This is a genomic window from Pedobacter sp. MC2016-24 (assembly GCF_015223055.1).
GTDB lineage: Bacteria > Bacteroidota > Bacteroidia > Sphingobacteriales > Sphingobacteriaceae > Pedobacter.
The window spans coordinates 1016762-1037145 of record NZ_JADFBX010000001.1 but is presented as its reverse complement, the minus strand read 5'-3'; the positions used below and the strand labels follow the sequence as shown (position 1 = coordinate 1037145).

Annotated in this window: 6 protein-coding genes; all 6 read left to right on the top strand. The window is 46.1% G+C overall.

Going from position 1 to position 20384, the window contains the following annotated elements; all coding sequences use genetic code 11:
* Positions 1 to 2 precede the first annotated feature (2 nt).
* The 6 genes from IM797_RS04570 to IM797_RS04545 all read left to right on the top strand — a co-directional run bounded on the left by IM797_RS04570 (position 3) and on the right by IM797_RS04545 (position 20383).
* Entirely contained in the window at positions 3 to 2312 is a 2310-nt protein-coding gene (locus IM797_RS04570) for a Gldg family protein (RefSeq protein ID WP_194125894.1), read from the top strand.
* On the top strand, positions 2312 to 4966 hold the full coding sequence (locus tag IM797_RS28315; protein ID WP_228098709.1) for a hypothetical protein: 2655 nt from the start codon (positions 2312 to 2314) through the stop codon (positions 4964 to 4966). Before IM797_RS04570 ends, IM797_RS28315 begins: the two co-directional genes overlap by 1 nt.
* Positions 4956 to 7733, top strand: a complete 2778-nt coding sequence (locus IM797_RS04560) for a pitrilysin family protein (protein ID WP_194125893.1) — start codon at positions 4956 to 4958, stop codon at positions 7731 to 7733. Before IM797_RS28315 ends, IM797_RS04560 begins: the two co-directional genes overlap by 11 nt.
* 11 nt (positions 7734 to 7744) lie before the next feature.
* Complete coding sequence (locus tag IM797_RS04555; RefSeq protein ID WP_194125892.1) at positions 7745 to 10036, top strand: Gldg family protein; 2292 nt, start codon at positions 7745 to 7747, stop codon at positions 10034 to 10036.
* 296 nt (positions 10037 to 10332) lie between these two features.
* The gene (locus IM797_RS28585; protein ID WP_194125891.1) at positions 10333 to 11535 is read left to right on the top strand and encodes an exosporium glycoprotein BclB-related protein; all 1203 of its coding nucleotides are present in this window, start codon (positions 10333 to 10335) and stop codon (positions 11533 to 11535) included.
* A 31-nt stretch (positions 11536 to 11566) separates the two neighbouring features.
* The gene (locus tag IM797_RS04545) at positions 11567 to 20383 is read left to right on the top strand and encodes an Ig-like domain-containing protein (RefSeq protein ID WP_194125890.1); all 8817 of its coding nucleotides are present in this window, start codon (positions 11567 to 11569) and stop codon (positions 20381 to 20383) included.
* Position 20384 lies beyond the last annotated feature (1 nt).

Sequence of the window (20384 nt, the reverse complement as noted above, 5' to 3'; positions counted from 1 at the left end):
AAATGAAGAAAATAATACAAATAGCTAAACTGGAACTCAGTCTGCTGTTTTATTCTCCGATTGCCTGGCTCCTCATTATGGTATTGCTGGTCCAGATGGCGCATGCCCTGATACCAGGTGTAGCTGAATTACAGCACATGCAGCAATTTATTCCTGACTTTGGTTTTTTAACAGATCGGTTGTTTACTTCCAGCATGTCATCTCCGCTTGTTGCTCAGGGAATCTTTTATACCATTCTGGCAAGCTTATATTTGTACACACCGCTGATGACCATGGGAATCATCAGTAGGGAAACAAGTAGTGGGACCATCAAATTATTATATTCATCGCCGGTAAAGCTGAGCCAGATTGTTTATGGGAAGTTTATCGCCATGTTGGTTTATAACCTGGTGATTGTAGTCGTAATGAGCCTGTTTTTTATCCTTGGGGCACTGTGCGTAGATCATTTTGATTATCCGCATGTGCTGGTTGCCATGCTGGCCTCTTTTTTATTGCTAAGTACTTATGCCGCCATTGGTATTTTTATGTCGAGCCTGACGACGTACCAGGTGGTGGCAGCAATCTGCACTTTTGCAGTATTGGCCTTTATGAACTACATCGGGAGTTTTGGACAGGGACTTGACTTTGTGCGTGACCTGACCAATAGCCTTTCCATGCCAAGCCGTGCAGAACGCATGGTGATGGGCTTGCTGACTACCCGTGAGGTGTTTTACTACATCGTAATTTCAGGTATTTTTCTTTCATTGACGATTGCGAAACTTGAATTGGCAAGAACATCCAGATCATTTTTTCGCCAGTCTTACCGGTATATTGGAATTGTAGTTCTGGGATTGGCCTTAGCTTATATCAGTTCGCGCCAGGCTTTAATTGCCTATTATGATGCCACCGATACCAAAGTCAATACCATTGTTAAACCTACCCAGGAAATACTCCAAAAAATGGGCGATGGGCCTCTGGAAATGACAGCCTATATCAATGGTCTGAATTATAGTTATGCGGAAGGTTCGCCTGTAAAACGTTTAAAGGCCATTAGTGTCTGGGAGCCCTACTTGCGCTTTAAATCGGATATCAACCTGCATTGGGTTTATTATTATGATAGTTTCGATCCGCAGTTATATGCTGCGAATCCGGGGAAAAGTCTGAAGACAATATTTAAAGCATACGCAAAATCACAAGATATCGATACCTCTGGCTTTTTAGGTCCAGAAGCCATCCGTAAACAGATCGACCTGCGGGAAGAAGGTGGACGCCTGGTGATCCAGTTGAAATATAAAAATAAAACTACCTTCCTGCGCACTTTCGATGACGGAGATTTTTGGCCGAAGGAGGCCGAAATTGCTGCGGCGCTAAAGCGCTTGATTGTGACCCCACCTAAAATTGTTTTTTCAACAGATGGTTACCAACGTAGTGTGGACAAGATTGGCGATAGAGATTATAAGTTGTTTTTCAACAATAAATTGTCAAGGAATTCACTGATCAATTCTGGATTTGATATGGACAGTATCGCCATTGAAAAGGGGCAGATTCCTGATGGCATCGCTGCATTGGTCATAGGCGATCCAAAAGTGGCTTTTAGTTCCTTTGCCTTAGCCAAGCTCCGGAAATATGTTCGGGATGGTGGGAACCTGATGATCGCCACGGAACCAGGGAAACAAGATGTAGCCAATCCCTTACTCGATTCATTGGGTGTCCGATTGCTAACCGGTACGCTTGTTCAACGCAGCAGGGATTATTCTTATGGCCTGGTTACCCCAACATTGGCTAAAGGGGCAGTATTAATGACCCCGGCATTGAAGAAGTCATTTGACGACAAAGCAGTGGTATCCATGCCTGGTGCTGCCGCTTTAACTTTTGACAGCGCTGCGGCGTTTCATGTTGAACCACTCTTAATGACTGATGCCAGAACGAGCTGGATTAAAAAAGGAGCCTTTGTGCTGGATTCAGCAGCTTTGATCTTTGATGCGAAAAATGGTGACCAGCAGGGCGCTTTCCCTGCAGCATTGGTGCTGACCAGGAAATTAAATCATAAAGAACAACGGATTGTCGTATCTGGAGATGCCGATTTCTTTAGCAATAAGGAACTGGGCCGGAGCAATATCGAAACCATCAATGGCTCATTGGTTTTTAGCATTTTCAAGTGGTTCTCGAATGAACAATTTCCCGTAGACATGACTCGTCCAGAACCTAAAGACAGCAGCCTGAAATTGAGTAAAGCCGGGGTTAACATATTAGAAATATTGTATTATGGGGCGATTCCAGGTGCCATCCTATTGCTAGGAACGGTGCTGTTGGTCCGTCGAAAACGTAAATAATGATGAGCTTTATAACCGATAAACAAACGATCGATGATTTGAACATCTTCTCTAAATCGGGAAGTGATTCGATCTACCATATTTTTAACAAAACCTTCACGCAGGGCGGTGCGGCCCTGCTGGAGGAGCTGTTCCGAAACCCGCTTGCCGATGAGCGGGCGATCAACGACCGGGTGGCTATATTACGGTATTTCCTGGAAAGCAATACTGCTTTCCCTTTGCAGGGGAATCGTTTTGAAGAGGCGGAACGCTATTTAAGTAATACCGATCCGCGCAGCCGCTTATCAAACCAGGGCTTTAGCATGGCAGATTTCAATGCGGCCGCACAAAGTGTAACGGCGCTGATGGAGATTTTGCAGGGGCTTAAAAAGTTTATGCAGGAGATTCAGCCTAAAGTTGCCGGCAACCCGTATGCCCTGGAGCTGGAAAAAGTATTGGCTTTATTGAATGCAAAAGAATTAGAAATCCTTTTTACCGACCATGGTAAGGGCAAAATATCTTCCGGGAAGATTGTCGAGTATGACAATATTTTACGGTTCCAGCAGCGGGGACTGCTGGAAAAAATATTACAACATATCTATCACCTGGACGTATACATTTCCATCGCCGGGGTAGCCCGGGAGCGGGGTTACAGTTTTGCAAAGGCGCTGGAAAGAAACGCCAACCGTTTAGAATTGCAGGGCGCTTTTCATCCCTTGCTACATAAACCGGTGGCCAATTCCCTGACCATGACCCCCGATAGTAATATTGTGTTCCTGACCGGTGCCAATATGGGTGGTAAATCGACTTTCATGAAGTCGCTGAGCATTGCCATGTACCTGGCACACCTGGGGTTTCCGATTGCGGCAAAAAGTATGGAATTCTCCGTATGTGATGGGATGTACACCACCATCAATTTACCAGATAACCTGGCCATGGGAGCCAGTCATTTCTATGCCGAGGTATTGCGGGTAAAAAAAGTAGCACAGGCACTCGGTGCAGGCAAGAACTTATTTGTAGTCTTTGATGAGCTGTTCAGGGGGACCAATGTGAAGGATGCTTATGAAGGTACGATAGCCATCATGGAAGCCTTTGCCAGCAAACCGCACTCACTTTTTGTGATCTCCACCCACATCATGGAAGCTGGAGCTGTGCTGCAAAAGAAATGTAAAAACATGATTTTCCGTTACCTGCCTACGCGCATGGAAAACGGCAAACCGATTTATACTTATACGCTGACTGAAGGGATTACCGATGACCGGCATGGTATGATCATCATCAATAACGAGGGGGTTGTTGAGCTGATCAAAGATAAAAAGCAAACGAGAAAGCAGCATCCGGAATTTCTGGCAGACAGACAGACCATCGAAGATCTGAACCTGCAAGGGAAGTTTAAACAACAATCCATTTATAGTCTTTTCAACCACCTGCAAACCCGTGGTGGGGAAAAGGTACTGGAAGGAATGTTCGCCAGGCCATTGAATACCCCGGATGAAATCAATAAACGGAGTGCGATCTTTGCCTTCTTTCAACAGCACCGGGTGATCTTCCCGGTGATTCGTTCGCAGGTTGAATCTATGGAAGATTACCTTTCCGGCGGAGCAGGTGCAGCCTTGCCAAGGGTAGCCTGGGGCATTTTTACTAAGAAGTTCAAACAGGTGCTTTTTCATGATGCCCAGTTGCTGCAATTGCAGGCCGGTCAGTCGGTTACCATTGAGGTGCTACAGGCTTTTAGAGATTTCTTTCAGGAATTGACCGCAAAAGCAGGTGTTTCTGAGTATCAAAAGGAACTAGATGCTGCGTCGAAAGTATTACAGGATTCCAGACTTCAGGATTTATTGAATGCACCTGAGGGCCAACTTTCGCTGACACAACTGATCAAGAACGACTATATAATCCGCCATGCGATGATCAATCAAATGGAAGCATTGTTGAAACTGATCTATGAGCTGGACGTATTTGTGAGTGTAGCTGCGGTAGCAGCTGAGCAGGATTTTGTTTATGCCAGGGCTTTGCCAGCTGATCAAATGCTGCTGGATCTGGAAGGTTTCCGTCACCCGGGATTAAGAAAAGGCGTAAGCAATAACCTGCATCTGACTAAAGAACGGAACATGTTGTTCCTGACAGGGGCCAATATGGCGGGTAAATCGACCTTCATGAAATCGATGGGTATTGCGGTTTACCTGGCACACATGGGCTTCCCAATCGCAGCAAAACGTATGGTATTCTCGGTTAAAGATGGTTTGTTCTCTTCGATTAACGTATCGGATAACCTGGATATGGGTTACAGTCATTTTTACGCCGAAGTATTGCGTACCAAAACGGTAGCCCAGGCGGTGAGTGAATCACAGGATTTGTACGTTTTGTTTGATGAACTTTTTAAAGGTACCAATGTGAAAGATGCTTACGATGCAACCCTTGCGGTCACTAAAGCTTTCTCAGAAAACAGGAACAGTTTCTTTGTAGTCTCTACCCACATTATCGAAGTGGGTGAAGCACTGGGTGAAATATCAGATAATGTACAGTTCTCTTATCTACCTACGGTGATGAAAGATGGGGTGCCAACTTATCCGTATACGCTGACTAGTGGAATTACGACCGACAGGCAGGGGATGATCATTATTGAGAATGAAAAGATTGTAGATATTATTAAAGCGGGACAATATGCTAACTAAATATAAATGCTTGGGACTTTTGTCCATTGCTGCGCTTTGCTTGCCTTTGGCCTGCAAAACGCAAATGGATAAACAGCCCTTGTTACTTGATCCGGAAGTACGAACAGGGAAACTGGCCAATGGTTTTACCTATTACATCCGTAAAAATAAAACGCCGGAAAAACGGGTAACGATGTACCTGGCCATCAAAGCGGGCTCTATTCTGGAAACTGATCAGCAAAGGGGGGTAGCTCATTTTGTAGAGCACATGAGTTTCAATGGAACCAAACATTTTCCCAAAAAGGAACTCTCCAACTATTTGGAAAAAGCGGGTGTACGATTCGGGGCAGATCTCAATGCCAATACCGGCCTGGATGAAACTGTGTATCAACTGCCATTGCCTTCCGATCAGCCTGAACTGTTGGCAAATGGTTTACAGATCATGCGCGACTGGGCACAGGATGCCGATATGAATGCGGAAGATGTAGAAAGGGAGCGTCATGTCATTCTGGAAGAAAAGCGTTACCATCAGGGGCTATCCCAGCGTTATCAGGAGCAGGCCATTCCTTTTTACACCAATAAATCACGCTTCGGGTCCCGTTTACCTATCGGTACAGAAGAAGTACTGTTAAAAGTGACCCCTGAAGAAATTCGTAGTTTTTACAAAGACTGGTATCGGCCAAATTTGGAAGCCATACTCGTGGTCGGAGATATTGACGTAGATCAAATGGAGCGCGACATTAAAACTAAGTTTTCTGACCTCAAAAATCCTGAAAAAGAAAAGGTACGGACAGTTTACCACAGTACACTAAGTGGTAAAAATCAATACCTGCAATATATCGATCCGGAGTTAGGTGGCGTATCTCTGGAAATATTGATGAAAGAGCCGGCCGATACTGTAATTACAAATGTAGATTATCGGAAAAGCCTCCTGAAAAATCTATTCGGGCAAATGGTGAGTGCACGGTTCAGAGGTTTGCCACTGGCTGGATTCACAGCGTTAACAGGTGGTTTAAGTGCTTTCTCGGTGAATGTAACCACCAAGCCTGCTGAAACGGAGCAGGGACTGAAAAGTATCTGGCTGGAGCTACGGCGGATGCAGGAGCAGGGCTTTACGCAAGCCGAACTGGAACGGGTAAAAAAAGTACAGCAGCAAAAAATGGCAGATGCCTTAAAGGAAAAGGACAAAACAGCTTCAGAAACTTTGATCAGACCTTATTTACAACATTTTTTAACTGGAAGCGCGGCGCCTGGCATCGCCGAAGAATATAAACTGAATACTGAACTGCTTTCAGATATCAAGCTGGATGAGATCAATGCCTTAATGGATTCCTACCTGAAAAGTAAGAACCGGGACATTATTGCAAAATCCTCAGCGCACAACAAAACTTTTCTGCCAGACGAGGCTACCATTCAAGGCTGGATTGAAAGTGTTTATACACAGCCGCTGCCACCCTTTGTAGATGATGTACAGGATCTTCCAATGCTTAAAAATGAACCAGTACCAGGTAAAATCACCAATGTGGAAGATGTCAAAGTACTGGGCCTGCAAAAAATTACCTTGAGTAACGGGCTGACTGTTTTGCTGAAGAAAACAAATTTTCAGAATGATCAAATCGTATTTAAGGGACTTGCTGAGGGGGGCGCATCTTTGTCTTCTGATGCAGATTATGAAAGCGCCATAAATGCAGCAAATCTCATTTCTGCTGCAGGGGCAGGTAATTATAACGCACAGCAGCTGGGTAAATTGCTGGGTGGTAAAAAAGTACAGGTAAGTCCTTTTATTCTGGATAACTACCAGGGCTTTAATGGCAATACAACGCCTGAAGATTTACCTGTAACGCTGGAACTGCTGCATGCTTATTTTACAGAGCCACGTAAAGATGAAGATTCTTTCGTTACGCTCGTTGAAAGATCTAAAGAGCAGCTGACGACCAGTGGAAATAACAGGTTTACTGTATTTATGGATACTGCAAACCTGGTGTTGGGGAATAACCATGTACGTAAACGGGCTCAGAGCATGGATAGGCTAAATGCAATTAAACTGGACAGGGCATTCCAGATCTACAAAGATCGATTTGCAGATGCCTCCGGTTTTACTTTTATGTTTGTAGGTAATCTGGATCTGGACAAGATCAAACCTTTGCTGGAGAAATACCTGGGTTCTTTACCTGGCAAGGGCTTGAGGGAAACGATTCGCGATCTTGGTATCAATATTCCACCAGGCCGGATTTCTAAAACGATTTATAAGGGTGATGAACAGAAATCAAGTGTCATTCTGGCTTATTCTGGTCCTTTTGATTACAATTTTGAACATACCATTCAGATGAATGCGATTGCTGATGTGCTGAAGATTACGCTGACGGAGCGGCTTCGTGACCAGGAAGGAGGGACGTATGTTCCAAATGCCCAGGTGACACTTTCCAAGTATCCAAAAAGCCGGTTTAGCCTGGTGCTTACGTTTGACTGTGCACCGCAAAACGTAGAAAAACTGATCAGATCTGCACAAGACGAACTGGATAAAATTAGAACGAAAGGACCGTCTGCTGAAAATCTGCAGAAATTCAAGGCAGCACGTCAGGTGGGCTTGCAAACGGGATCAACAAATAATGTGTTCTGGCTGGATTATCTGGTTTCACAAGTGATGAACAAAGAACCTTTAACGCAGTTTTTCGACTATAATACCGCACTGAATGGCCTTACTGTAAAATCGGTTCAGCAGGCTGCCTCAACTTTTATTCAGGATAAGAATTATGTCAGGCTGGTATTGATGCCGGAAAAAAAATAACCTTATATTATATGAAGAAAATCATACAAATAGCCAGGCTGGAACTCAGCCTGCTATTTTATTCCCCAATTGCCTGGTTACTCCTCCTCGTGCTTTTTGTACAGATGAGTCTTGGCTTTACAGCTGCTTTACCCAATATACAACGTGCTTCGGCTTTGTCTTTTTTAACCTCATACTTATTCACTGATCCAAATCAGGTTGGAATATTGAGTCGAATCTTAAACGATCTGTATTTGTATATCCCGTTAATCACGATGGGAATTATCAGTCGCGAGACCAGTAGCGGAAGCATCAAGCTACTTTATTCTTCACCGGTAAAACTAACAGAAGTGGTATATGGTAAATTTGCGGCCATGCTGGCTTATAATCTGGTGATTATAGGCGTAATCAGTCTCTTTGTAATCACTGGAGCCTGGTTTATTCCACATTTTGACTATCCTCATATCCTGGTTGCATTGTTTGCCGCTTTTTTGCTTTTAAATGCCTATGCTGCGATTGGCATTTTTGTGTCCAGTTTAACCACCTACCAGGCGGTAGCCGCAATTAGCACTTTTGTGGTGCTGGCCTTTATGAATTACATTGGAACGGTAGGACAGGGCATTGATTTTGTACGTGATCTGACACATAGCCTTTCTATGCCGAGTCGGGCAGAGCGTATGATCGCCGGATTGCTGAATACCCGTGATGTCATTTATTACCTCGTCATTTCAGGAATGTTTCTTGCCTTTACCATGACCAAACTGGAAATGGAAAGACGCGCTAAGTCGGCAATCCAGCAGGCCAGCCGATATACGCTGATTGCCCTGGTCGGCTTAAGTATCGCCTATATTACTTCCCGTCAGCCCATGATCGCTTATTATGACGCTACCGAAACCAAGGTAAACACATTGACCAAAGCCAGTCAGGACTTGTTGAAAAAAATGGGCGACGGACCTATTGAGGTGACCGAATACATCAACGGTATGGAAGATTCTTACAATAAGGCGAAACCAAATCAGCGTATCGAGGATATTGCGCGTTGGGAACCATACCTCCGTTTCAAACCAAATATCAACCTGAAGTGGGTTTATTACTACGATAGTATTCCGGGCCTGACCGAACAGCTGATCAAGGGCAAGTCAACCTTTAACAATTTTGTATTGTTCATGACGAATATTCAGAAACTGGAACTACGCAACTTTTTAAGCCCCGAGGAGATTCATAAACAGATCAACCTGCAGGTTGAGGGGGCACGTGTGGTGATGCAGTTAAAATACCAGGGTAAAAATACATTTTTGCGTACTTTTCCAGCACCAGATAACGAATTCTGGCCAAAAGAAGCTGAAACTGGTGCAGCCATGAAGCGCATGATCATGAATCCACCTAGAATTGTTTTTGCAACAGACGGCTATCAGCGTAGCATGGATAAAGTTGGGGATAGAGATTATAAATCTTTACTCAATACTAAAACGCTACGAGGTTCATTGATCAATCAGGGATTTGATGTGGACAGTGTATCCCTGGAAAATGCAGAGATTCCGACAGGTATTTCAGCATTGATTATTGCCGATCCAAGGAAAGCTTTTAGCCCGGTTGCGCTTTCTAAATTACGTAAGTATTTGGCAGAAGGTGGTAATGCCTTAATTGCCGGCGAACCTGGAAAACAAACTGTTATCAACCCTTTATTGGATTCCCTGGGAGTTAAAATGCTGGATGGAACACTTGTTCAACGCAGTAAGGATTACTCATACGGATTGGTTGCGCCAGTACTTGCTGCAGGGGCGGTAGCTATGGCTCCAGGTTTGCAGCCATTTTATGCTGCACGCTGGCCGGTGTCTATGCCAGATGCAGCTGCCTTGAGCTATGATGAGAAAGGGGCATTTGATATTCATCCGTTGCTTATAACCGATGGACAGACCAGTTGGTTAAAGAAGGGAAAGTTTACGCTGGACTCAGCCGCGCTTACGTTGGACCCTCGAAATGGCGATGAGCAAGGTGCATTTCCTACCGCATTGATGTTGACGCGTCCTGTGAAAAATAAGGAACAACGAATTATCGTTTCTGGTGATGCTGACTTTTTTAGTAATGCAGAACTGACAAGAAACAATATGCAGACCTTAAATTCCGGATTTGCGCTAAGCATATTTCGTTGGTTCTCTTATGGGGAGTTTCCGATCGATGCGAGTCGTCCTGCTCCAAAAGACAACATCAGTACTTTGACAAAAACCAGTGTGAAAACGCTGCAAATACTCTTTTATGGTGTCATTCCTGGCGCGCTCTTTCTACTCGGCCTAATCATACTGATCCGTAGAAAACGTAAATAATACGCCGCGTAAAAAAGTATTTAATACGTTTGTTCATTTGTCCGGAAAAAGAGCCTGCAATTACTTGCAGGCTCTTTTTCGTTCAGTTTGTTCAGTTTATTTGTTTTTTTGTTTGACAACTATTTTTTTCTTCATTTTTACACATATAAATTAACATACGCAGCAAAAATAATATTCAGTTCCGCACTGAATTACCGATAACGTTCAAGTCAGGTGCCTTTTTATCCCCGGTTCTTTTAGCAAATTAATAACAACAATATATTTTTTACTCTCTACTGTTAACTAAATTAACGAATATGAAAAAATTAATTACGCTAATGGCTTTATGCCTCCTTGTGTTGAACGTTTTTGCACAAACTCCTCAAAAAATCAATTATCAGTCGGTGATCCGCAATGCAGGCGGACAACCCCTGCCGAACCAGGCGGTGGGCTTACGACTTACTGTGCAACAGGGTGTGGCAGGGGCTGCGATTTATACAGAAACGCAATCGGCTACTACGAATGCATACGGATTGGTTAACTTGCAAATTGGTACAGGAACTGTAGTGACGGGTACATTTGTCAATATTCCATGGTCTACCGGCAACAAATTTCTTAAAATTGAAGCAGATATTACGGGAGGTACTGCATACGCAACCGTTGGTACTGTAGAACTTGTTAGCGTTCCATATGCGCTTAATGCACAAACCAGTAGCGATAACCATTGGAATCTTTCAGGTACAAATATCCTGAACAACAATACGGGAAGTGTTGGTATTGGTACCGGGACCGGTACTTTTCCTGCTGCGGATGCGGTGCTGGATATCTCCTCCAGCTCTAAAGGCGTTCTGATTCCAAGAGTGACTTCAGCGGCAGCAATAACTTCGCCGAGTGACGGGTTATTGGTATACCAGACCAACGCACCCAAAGGTTTCTATTATTCGAAAACAGGAGCTTGGGTAAGATTAACTGATGCCAATGATGCATCTGGCAGCTCTAATGGTGGTGCGATTATACCTTTTGCTTCTGGTTTACCTGTAGTGCTAACTACAATTGTGGGTGGGCTTGCCGGAACAACAAGTCTGGTAGGTTTTGGAAGCAGCGCTACGGGCGTTAGTTTAATTGGGGGAACTATTGATTTGACTGGGGCAGCGGGTACGCTCTTAAACTTTGCCTTTTCTGTGCCAAGAAGTGGTACGATAAAAAGCATGTCTGCTTTTTTTAGCAACACGGCAGCCTTAAGCCTTGTAGGTAGTACGGTGACCATTACTGCTCAGCTTTATTCCAGCACTACGCCAAATAATACTTTTACAGCTGTACCGGGTGCCTCTGTTACTTTAGCTCCGCAATTGTCGGGGCTGATTAGTCTTGGAACTATATCTAATGGCTTAACTACAGGTTTGAACATCCCGGTAACCGCTCAGACACGCTATTTACTGGTGTTTTCTGCCAGTGCGACGGGACTCACTCTCATCAATACTGTAGCTGGTTATGCCAGCGCAGGCTTAAGCATTGAGTAAATAAGTACAGCTGATCATTAAACTTATCATCATGAGATACCTCAAAACAATCATATTGTTATGGGTCGCGATTTTGGCTGGCTTAACGGCAAACGCTCAAAGTGCGAATAGCCATACCATAAGTGCCAGTGGTGGCTCCCTGGCACTGCCCGGTGGGAATACCATGGGCTTTACTATTGGCGAGCCCGTAATATCAACCATAGGTTCCAACCCTGTTTTTACCCAGGGATTGCACCAGACCTTATTGTCCTTTAATGTAACCGATGTCAGCTCTCCCAATACTGTTCTTCTGTATAAAGCAGGAGGGGTGATTGTGGTTACTGTAACCTTTAACCAACCTGTACTGGTAACGGGTGTTCCTGAACTTGCCTTAAATAGTGGCGGAAAAGCCTTTTATACTTCTGGTTCAGGAACTGCCACCCTAAGCTTCACGTACACGGTAGCTGCGGGAGAAAACGCTGCAGATCTGGATTATGCTGCGGTAGGATCGCTCACCCTGGCGGGTGGAACCATTCAGAATTCACTGGGTGCAAATGCACCACTAACACTTCCGGCACCTGGAAGTCCAGGTTCCCTGGGAGCAAATCAAGGTTTTGTGATCGATACAACAGCACCCATTGCACCCGCAATACCGGTGTTGGCCACGGCAAGTGACAGTGGTGTCCCTACGGATCAAATCACCAATGTCACCCTTCCTACCTTTACAGGCACTGCCGAAGCAGGTTCAACGGTTACGCTGTATGATACCGATGGCACGACTGTACTTGGAACAGGAGTAGCTACAGGTGGCAACTGGTCTATTACTTCGACAGTTACACTTACAGAAGGCCTACATACCATCACTGCAAAAGCGACAGACCCGGCAGGAAATACCGGGGTAGCTTCTACCGGACTGGCGATTACCATTGATACGACTTCACCAACGCTCGCGATTACCAGCAGTGTTTCACAATTGAAAGCTGGCGAAACGGCAACCATTACCTTTACCTTTTCTGAAGATCCGGGTACTACATTTACCTGGGATGGAACTACAGGCGACGTGGTGATAACTGGTGGAACGCTAGGTGCCCTTTCAGGTTCAGGTCTGACCCGCACAGCAACCTTCACACCTACAGCTGCTACCAATGCTGGCACCGCAAGTATTACTGTGGCAGCAAACACCTATACGGATCTGGCTGGCAATAACGGCGGTGCAGGTACTACGCCAACATTGACCTTCGATACTTCAGCTCCAAATGCGCCCGCTACACCAGTTTTGGCTACAGCGAGCGATAGCGGAACCTTAAATTCTGATGGCGTTACCAATGTAACCACACCTGTATTTACCGGAACTGCCGAAGCAGGTTCAACAGTTACTTTATACGATACCGATGGTACCACCGTTCTCGGAACAGGAGTGGCTACAGGTGGCAACTGGTCTATTACCTCGACAGTCACACTTACTGAAGGTGCACATACCATCACTGCAAAGGCCAAAGATGTGGCCGGCAATGAGAGTGTTGCTTCTGCCGTATTGGCGATCACCATTGATACCACTTCACCAACGCTTGCGATTACCAGCAATGTTTCACAATTGAAAGCCGGTGAAACGGCAACCATCACCTTTACCTTCTCTGAAGATCCGGGTACCACATTTAGCTGGAACGGAACTACAGGCGACGTGGTGGTAACCGGTGGAACGCTAGGTGCCATTTCAGGTTCAGGCCTGACCCGCACAGCCACCTTTACGCCGACAGCTGCTACCAATGCCGGTACTGCAAGCATTACTGTGGCAGCAAGTACATACACAGATCTGGCTGGCAATAACGGCGGTGCAGGCACTACGCCGACCCTAAACTTTGATACCTCTGCGCCAAATGCGCCTGCTACACCAGTTCTGGCTACAGCCAGCGATAGCGGAACGCAAAATTCTGATGGCGTTACCAATGTAACCACACCTGCATTTACCGGAACTGCAGAAGCAGGTTCAACAGTTACTTTATACGATACCGATGGTACCACCGTGCTTGGAACAGGCCTGGCTACAGGTGGAAACTGGTCTATCACCTCGACAGTTACACTTACAGAAGGTGCACATACCATCACGGCAAAAGCCAAAGATTTGGCCGGTAATGAGAGTGTGGCTTCTGCCGGACTGGCGATCACCATTGATACGACTTCACCAACACTTGCGATTACCAGCAGTGTTTCACAATTGAAAGCCGGTGAAACGGCAAGCATTACCTTTACCTTCTCTGAAGACCCGGGTGCTACATTTACCTGGAACGGGACTACAGGCGATGTGGTGGTTACCGGTGGAACGCTAGGTGCCCTTTCAGGCTCAGGCCTGACCCGCACAGCAACCTTTACACCAACAGCCAGTACCAATGCCGGTACTGCAAGCATTACTGTGGCAGCGGCCACTTACACAGATGTGGCTGGTAACAATGGAGGTGCGGGCACTACGCCGACCCTAAACTTTGATACCTCTGCGCCAAATGCACCCGCTACGCCAGTTCTGGCTGCAGCCAGCGATAATGGCTTTTCGAATGCAGATCAAATCACCAATGTGACCTTACCTGTATTTACCGGAACTGCCGAAGCAGGTTCAACAGTTACCTTATACGATACCGATGGTACCACCGTGCTTGGAACAGGCGTGGCTACGGGCGGCAACTGGTCTATTACCTCTACAGTTACACTTGCCGAAGGAGCGCATACCATCACAGCAAAAGCCAAAGATGTGGCCGGTAATGAGAGTGTGGCTTCCACAGGATTGGCGATCACGATTGATACCACTTCACCAACCCTGGCAATCACCAGTAATGTTTCACAATTGAAAGCCGGTGAAACGGCAACCATTACCTTTACCTTCTCTGAAGATCCGGGTACCACATTTAGCTGGAACGGAACTACAGGCGACGTGGTAGTAACCGGTGGAACGCTAGGTGCCATTTCAGGTTCAGGCCTGACCCGCACAGCCACCTTTACGCCGACAACCGGTACCAATGCCGGTACTGCAAGCATTACAGTGGCAGCAAGTACCTACACAGATCTGGCTGGCAATAACGGCGGTGCAGGTACTACGCCGACCCTGAACTTTGATACTTCTGCGCCAAATGCGCCATCTACACCAGTTCTGGCTACAGCGAGTGACAGCGGAACGCTAAATTCTGATGGCGTTACCAATGTAACCACACCTGTATTTACCGGAACTGCCGAAGCAGGTTCAACAGTTACCTTATACGATACCGATGGCACCACCGTTCTTGGAACAGGCCTGGCTACAGGTGGCAACTGGTCTATTACCTCGACAGTTACACTTACTGAAGGGGCACATACCATCACTGCAAAAGCAACAGATCTGGCAGGAAATAACGGTGCAGTTTCTACCGGACTGTCAATCACCATTGATACGACTTCACCAACACTTGCGATTACCAGCAGTGTTTCACAATTGAAAGCTGGTGAAACGGCAACCATCACCTTTACCTTTTCTGAAGATCCGGGTACCACATTTACCTGGAACGGAACTACGGGCGACGTGGTGGTAACCGGTGGAACGCTAGGTGCCATTTCAGGTTCAGGCCTGACCCGCACGGCCACCTTTACGCCGACAGCTTCTACCAATGGTGGCACTGTAAGCATTACGGTTGCAGCGGCCACTTATACGGACCTGGCAGGAAATAACGGCGGTGCAGGAACTACACCGGTACTGACTTTTGATACCGCCAATCCGAATGCACCATCTACACCAGTTCTGGCGACAGCAAGTGATAGCGGAACTTCAAATTCAGATGGAATTACTAAAGTAACTACCCCAGTAATTACAGGAACTGCAGAAGCAGGTTCAACGGTTACCTTATACGATACCGATGGTACTACTGTGCTTGGAACGGGTGTAGCTACGGGTGGAAACTGGTCTATCACCACAACGCTGTTGACACCAGGTGCACATTCATTCACGGCAACCGCGACAGATCCAGCAGGCAATGTGAGCGTAGCTTCTACGCCTTTGAATATTACCATAGACACCAGCTTACCTGTGTTGAACAGTATTGTGCTGGCAGATCCAAACCCTTCCAATGCAACAACAGTTCACTACACACTGACTTTCTCTGAACAGGTGGCCCAGGTAGACGCAACTGATTTCAGTCTGGTCAGTACTTCAACAGCAGCCGGCACCATATCTGGGGTCAGCACCACGGATAATATCGTGTATACGGTGACTGTGAACAGCATAACAGGTGACGGAACACTGGTGCTTAATTTAAATGCCAGCGGAACGGGTATTACTGATGTTGCAGGTAATGCAATAAATGGTGGTTTCACAACAGGTCCTGCTTATACTTTTGACCATACCGGGCCAACGTTGAGCGCTGTTAACATTTTGTCAGATAATGCTTTGCCTACTTATGCCAAGGTTGGAAATACAGCTACGCTGACCTTTACTGCGAGTGAGAGCATCCAGACACCGGTAGTCACCATTGCCGGGCATGCCGTAACCCCAACCGCTGCAGGTAACAACTGGACAGCAACATATACCTTTATTTCTTCAGATACAGAAGGGCTTGTTGCTTACAACATCAGCTTTAGCGATTTGACGGGCAATGCAGGAACTCCTGTGACTACCGGTACAGGTTCGGTAACTTTTGACAAAACGCCGCCAAGTCTGACTGCAGTGGAAATCAACTCAGACAATGCTTTACCTATGCTGGCAAAAGTAGGCGACAAAGCGATACTTACTTTTACTTCGAGCGAAAGCGTTCAGACACCGGTAGTCACTATTGCCGGGCATACTGTAATACCAACAGCTTCAGGAAACAACTGGACTGCAACCTACACTTTTACGGCTTCAGATACGGAAGGTCCTGTTGCTTATAACATCAATTTTAGCGACCTGGCAGGGAATCCTGGAGTTATGGTGACAACCGGTGCTGGTTCTGTTACCTTTGATAAAACAGCTCCAACTCTAACAGCGGTAAATATTGTTTCTAATAATGCCATACCTACGTTAGCCAAAACAGGTAATACCGCTACGCTGACATTTACCGCAAGCAAGGTGTTACAGACACCAGTGGTGACCATCGCTGGTCATACCGTTGTACCAACGGCTGTAGGAAACAACTGGACCGCCTCGTATACTTTTACTTCATCTGATCCCGACGGTCTGGTTGCCTATAACATCAGTTTCAGTGACCAGGTTGGTAATGCAGGAACATCAGTTTCTACAGGTACAGGTTCTGTAACCCTGGACAATAGCATACCAATCTTAACTGCGGTGAACATTGTTTCTGACAATGCAGTACCGACCCTGGCGAAAGTTGGCAATACAGCCACATTGACCTTCACTTCCAGCGAAAGTTTACAAACGCCTGTGGTAAGCATAGCGGGACATGTGGTAAGCCCAACAGCTGCTGGTAACAACTGGACAGCAAGCTATACCTTTGTAACTGGTGACACTGAAGGACTGGTAGCTTATAACATTGCTTTTACCGATCTGGTTGGCAATGCAGGAACTCCTGTTACAACTGGTACAGGTTCAGTAACGTTTGACAAAACTGCACCGGTTTTAAGTGCAGTAACCATTGTTTCTGACAATGCAACGCCCACATTAGCCAAAGCAGGAAATAAAGCGATATTGACTTTTACTTCCAGCGAAAGTTTACAAACGCCTGTGGTGAGCATTGCCGGACATGCTGTGACGCCAACCGCTACAGGTAACAACTGGACAGCTAGTTACACCTTTACTTCAGCTGATGCCGGAGGTTTGGTCGCTTATCAAATCGCTTTCAGTGATCTTGCCGGAAATGCAGGTACGCCTGTCACTACCGGTACAGGTTCCGTAACTTTAGATCAAACCTTGCCAACCTTAGCAGGCGTAAATATTGTGTCCAATAATGCCATACCTACTTTAGCTAAAACCGGCAATACTGCTACGCTGACCTTTACCGCCAGCGAGGCCTTGCAAACTCCGGTAGTAACGATTGCAGGGCATGTCGTAACGGCAACTGCAGCAGGTAACAACTGGACTGCAAATTATACTTTTACCTCATCGGATCCGAATGGTCTGGTAGCTTACAACATCGTTTTCAGCGATCAGGCCGGAAATGCGGGTACACCGGTTTCTACAGGTACAGGTTCAGTAACCCTGGATAATGCTGCGCCAACTTTGGCATCGGTTAATATCGTTTCCAACAACGCAGTGCCTACACTGGCTACAACTGGCAATACGGTTACTTTGACATTTGCCTCTAGCGAAGCTTTGCAAACACCAGTGGTAACCATAGCAGGTCATGCAGTGATGCCAACGGCTGTAGGTAACAACTGGACAGCGACCTATACTTTCGTCGCAGCCGATACCGAGGGCCCGGTGACTTACAATATAGCCTTTAGTGACCTGACTGGAAATGCCGGTACGCCAGTTACTACAGGTACAGGTTCTGTTACTTTTGACAAGACGCCACCGGCTGTACCGTTAGGTTTAGCTGCGGCTTCGGGGAATACGCAAAATGTGCTGAGCTGGACTGCCAATACAGAAACGGACCTGGCAAAATACCGCATTTTTTATGGTACAAGTCCTGCACCTACCACTTTACTGGCAGATGTAGCAGCAGGTACAACCACTTATACCCAAACTGGTTTAACCAATGGTACGCTGTATTATTACCGGATCCTGGCCATCGACAATGCTGGTAACCTGAGTGCGTCAAGTTCGGATGTTTCGGCTACGCCTAAGGCAAATCAAACCATTACCTTTAATGCCATTACAGCTAAAACTTATGGCGATGCTGCATTTGCGCTGGGTAGTGTGAACTCTTCGGCAGGTTTGCCAATAACGTATGTTGCTGCCGATCCGACTATCGTATCGGTTACTGGTAATATAGCTACCATATTGAAAGCCGGAACAACGGCCATCACGGCAAGTCAGCCTGGAAATGCCAGCTTCAATGCGGCAGCCAATGTGCAACAAAGCCTGGTGGTGAATACCGCAAGTCTGACCATTGTAAACAACAGCCGCGCTAAGGTTTATGGCGATGTGTTGAGCAATACAGATTTTACTGGAACAATCAATGGCCTGCAAAATGCTGATAACATTACCGTAAGCAGAAATAGCACAGGAGCCGGAGCTTCCGCAACTGCGGGTACCTATCCAATTGTGGCTACGCTTGCAGATCCTGATGGTAAACTGGCCAATTACACGGTAAGTAATCCAAATGGTACATTGACGATAACCCAAAAAGCCTTAACCATCACGGCTTCGGCAAGGACTAAAACTTATGGCGATGCAGTGGTTTTCGCGGGCACAGAGTTTAGCACAACGGGACTGATCAATGGCAATACCGTTACTGGTGTTACTTTAACCAGTACAGGTGCCGCTTCGACAGCTACAGTTGCCGGTGGACCTTATCCAATTGTGGCTACTGCTGCAACTGGTACAGGGTTGACCAATTATACCATCGCTTACGTCAATGGTAGTTTAACTGTAAACAGGAAAGCGTTAACCATTGTAGCAGACGATAAAACTAAATTCCTGGGCACTGTGAACCCGGCACTGACTGCAAGTTATAACGGTCTGGTCAATGGTGAAAGCAATACAGTACTCTCAACCCAACCTGTATTGTCTACTACAGCAACTACCGCTAGCCCGGTAGGTACATATGACATCCTGGTCAGCGGAGCAGCAGCAGCCAATTATACCATTACCTTCCAGAAAGGTACATTGACCATTAAAAATGATGTGCCAACCAATATCAGCCTGGCGGCAGTTACTTTATTGGAAAATGCCCCTGCAGGTAGCAATGTAGGTACACTGAGCAGTACTTCTGATGATCCTGCTGCTACCTTTACGTATACGCTTGTTTCAGGTACAGGTGCTACAGACAATGCTTCTTTTGCCATCAGTGGTAACAAGATCAATACCGTAGCGACCCTGGATTATGAAACCAAAGCGGTTTACAGCATCAGGGTTCGGTCTACTACAGCAAACAATTCTTTCCTGGAAAAGGTACTGACCATTAACCTGACCGATGTAAATGAAGTGCCTACGCTTGCAGCTATTGCTAACCAAACCATTTGCTATACCAGAACTTCGCAAAGTGTGGCGTTAACAGGTATCAGTGCCGGGCCGGAAACCGGACAAACAACCAGTTTGTCGGTGAGCAGCAGTAATGCCGGTTTGTTTGACGCATTAACAGTGTCTGGCAGCGGTGCAGCAGGGACATTGAACTACCAGGTTAAATCTGGTGCTTCGGGAACCGCTACTGTAACGGTAACAGTGAAGGACAATGGCGGTACTGCAAATGGGGGTGTAGACAGCTATAGCCGCACATTTGTGATTACTGTCAACGCATTGCCTGCATTGAGCATCAACAGCGACAAGGGAACGCAAATCAGCAAAGGCGAGATTGTGTTTTTAAATGCTACCGGAGCTGCATCTTATGCCTGGAGTTCGGATAACAGTGTGATTGGTGGATTAAGTTCTGCAACGTTGCAGGTTAGGCCACGGCAAACCACTACGTATACGGTTACCGGAACCAATGCCAGTGGATGTACAGTAACGCAAACCTTTACCATTACGGTGCTGGACGATCTGGCCAAGATTAAAGCAACCAATATTCTGACGCCAAATGGTGACGGGTATAATGACAAATGGATCATCGACAATATTGATTTTTATCCGAACAATGAAGTGAAAGTGTTTGATAAAGCCGGGCGGCTGTTGTATGGCAAAAAAGGCTATGACAACAGTTGGGATGGTACTGTGAACGGTAGTCCACTGGCAGAAAACACCTATTATTACATCATTGATTTTGGTGCCGGCAGACAAGTCTTTAGAGGTTTTATCACTGTTGTTAGAGAAAAGTAGT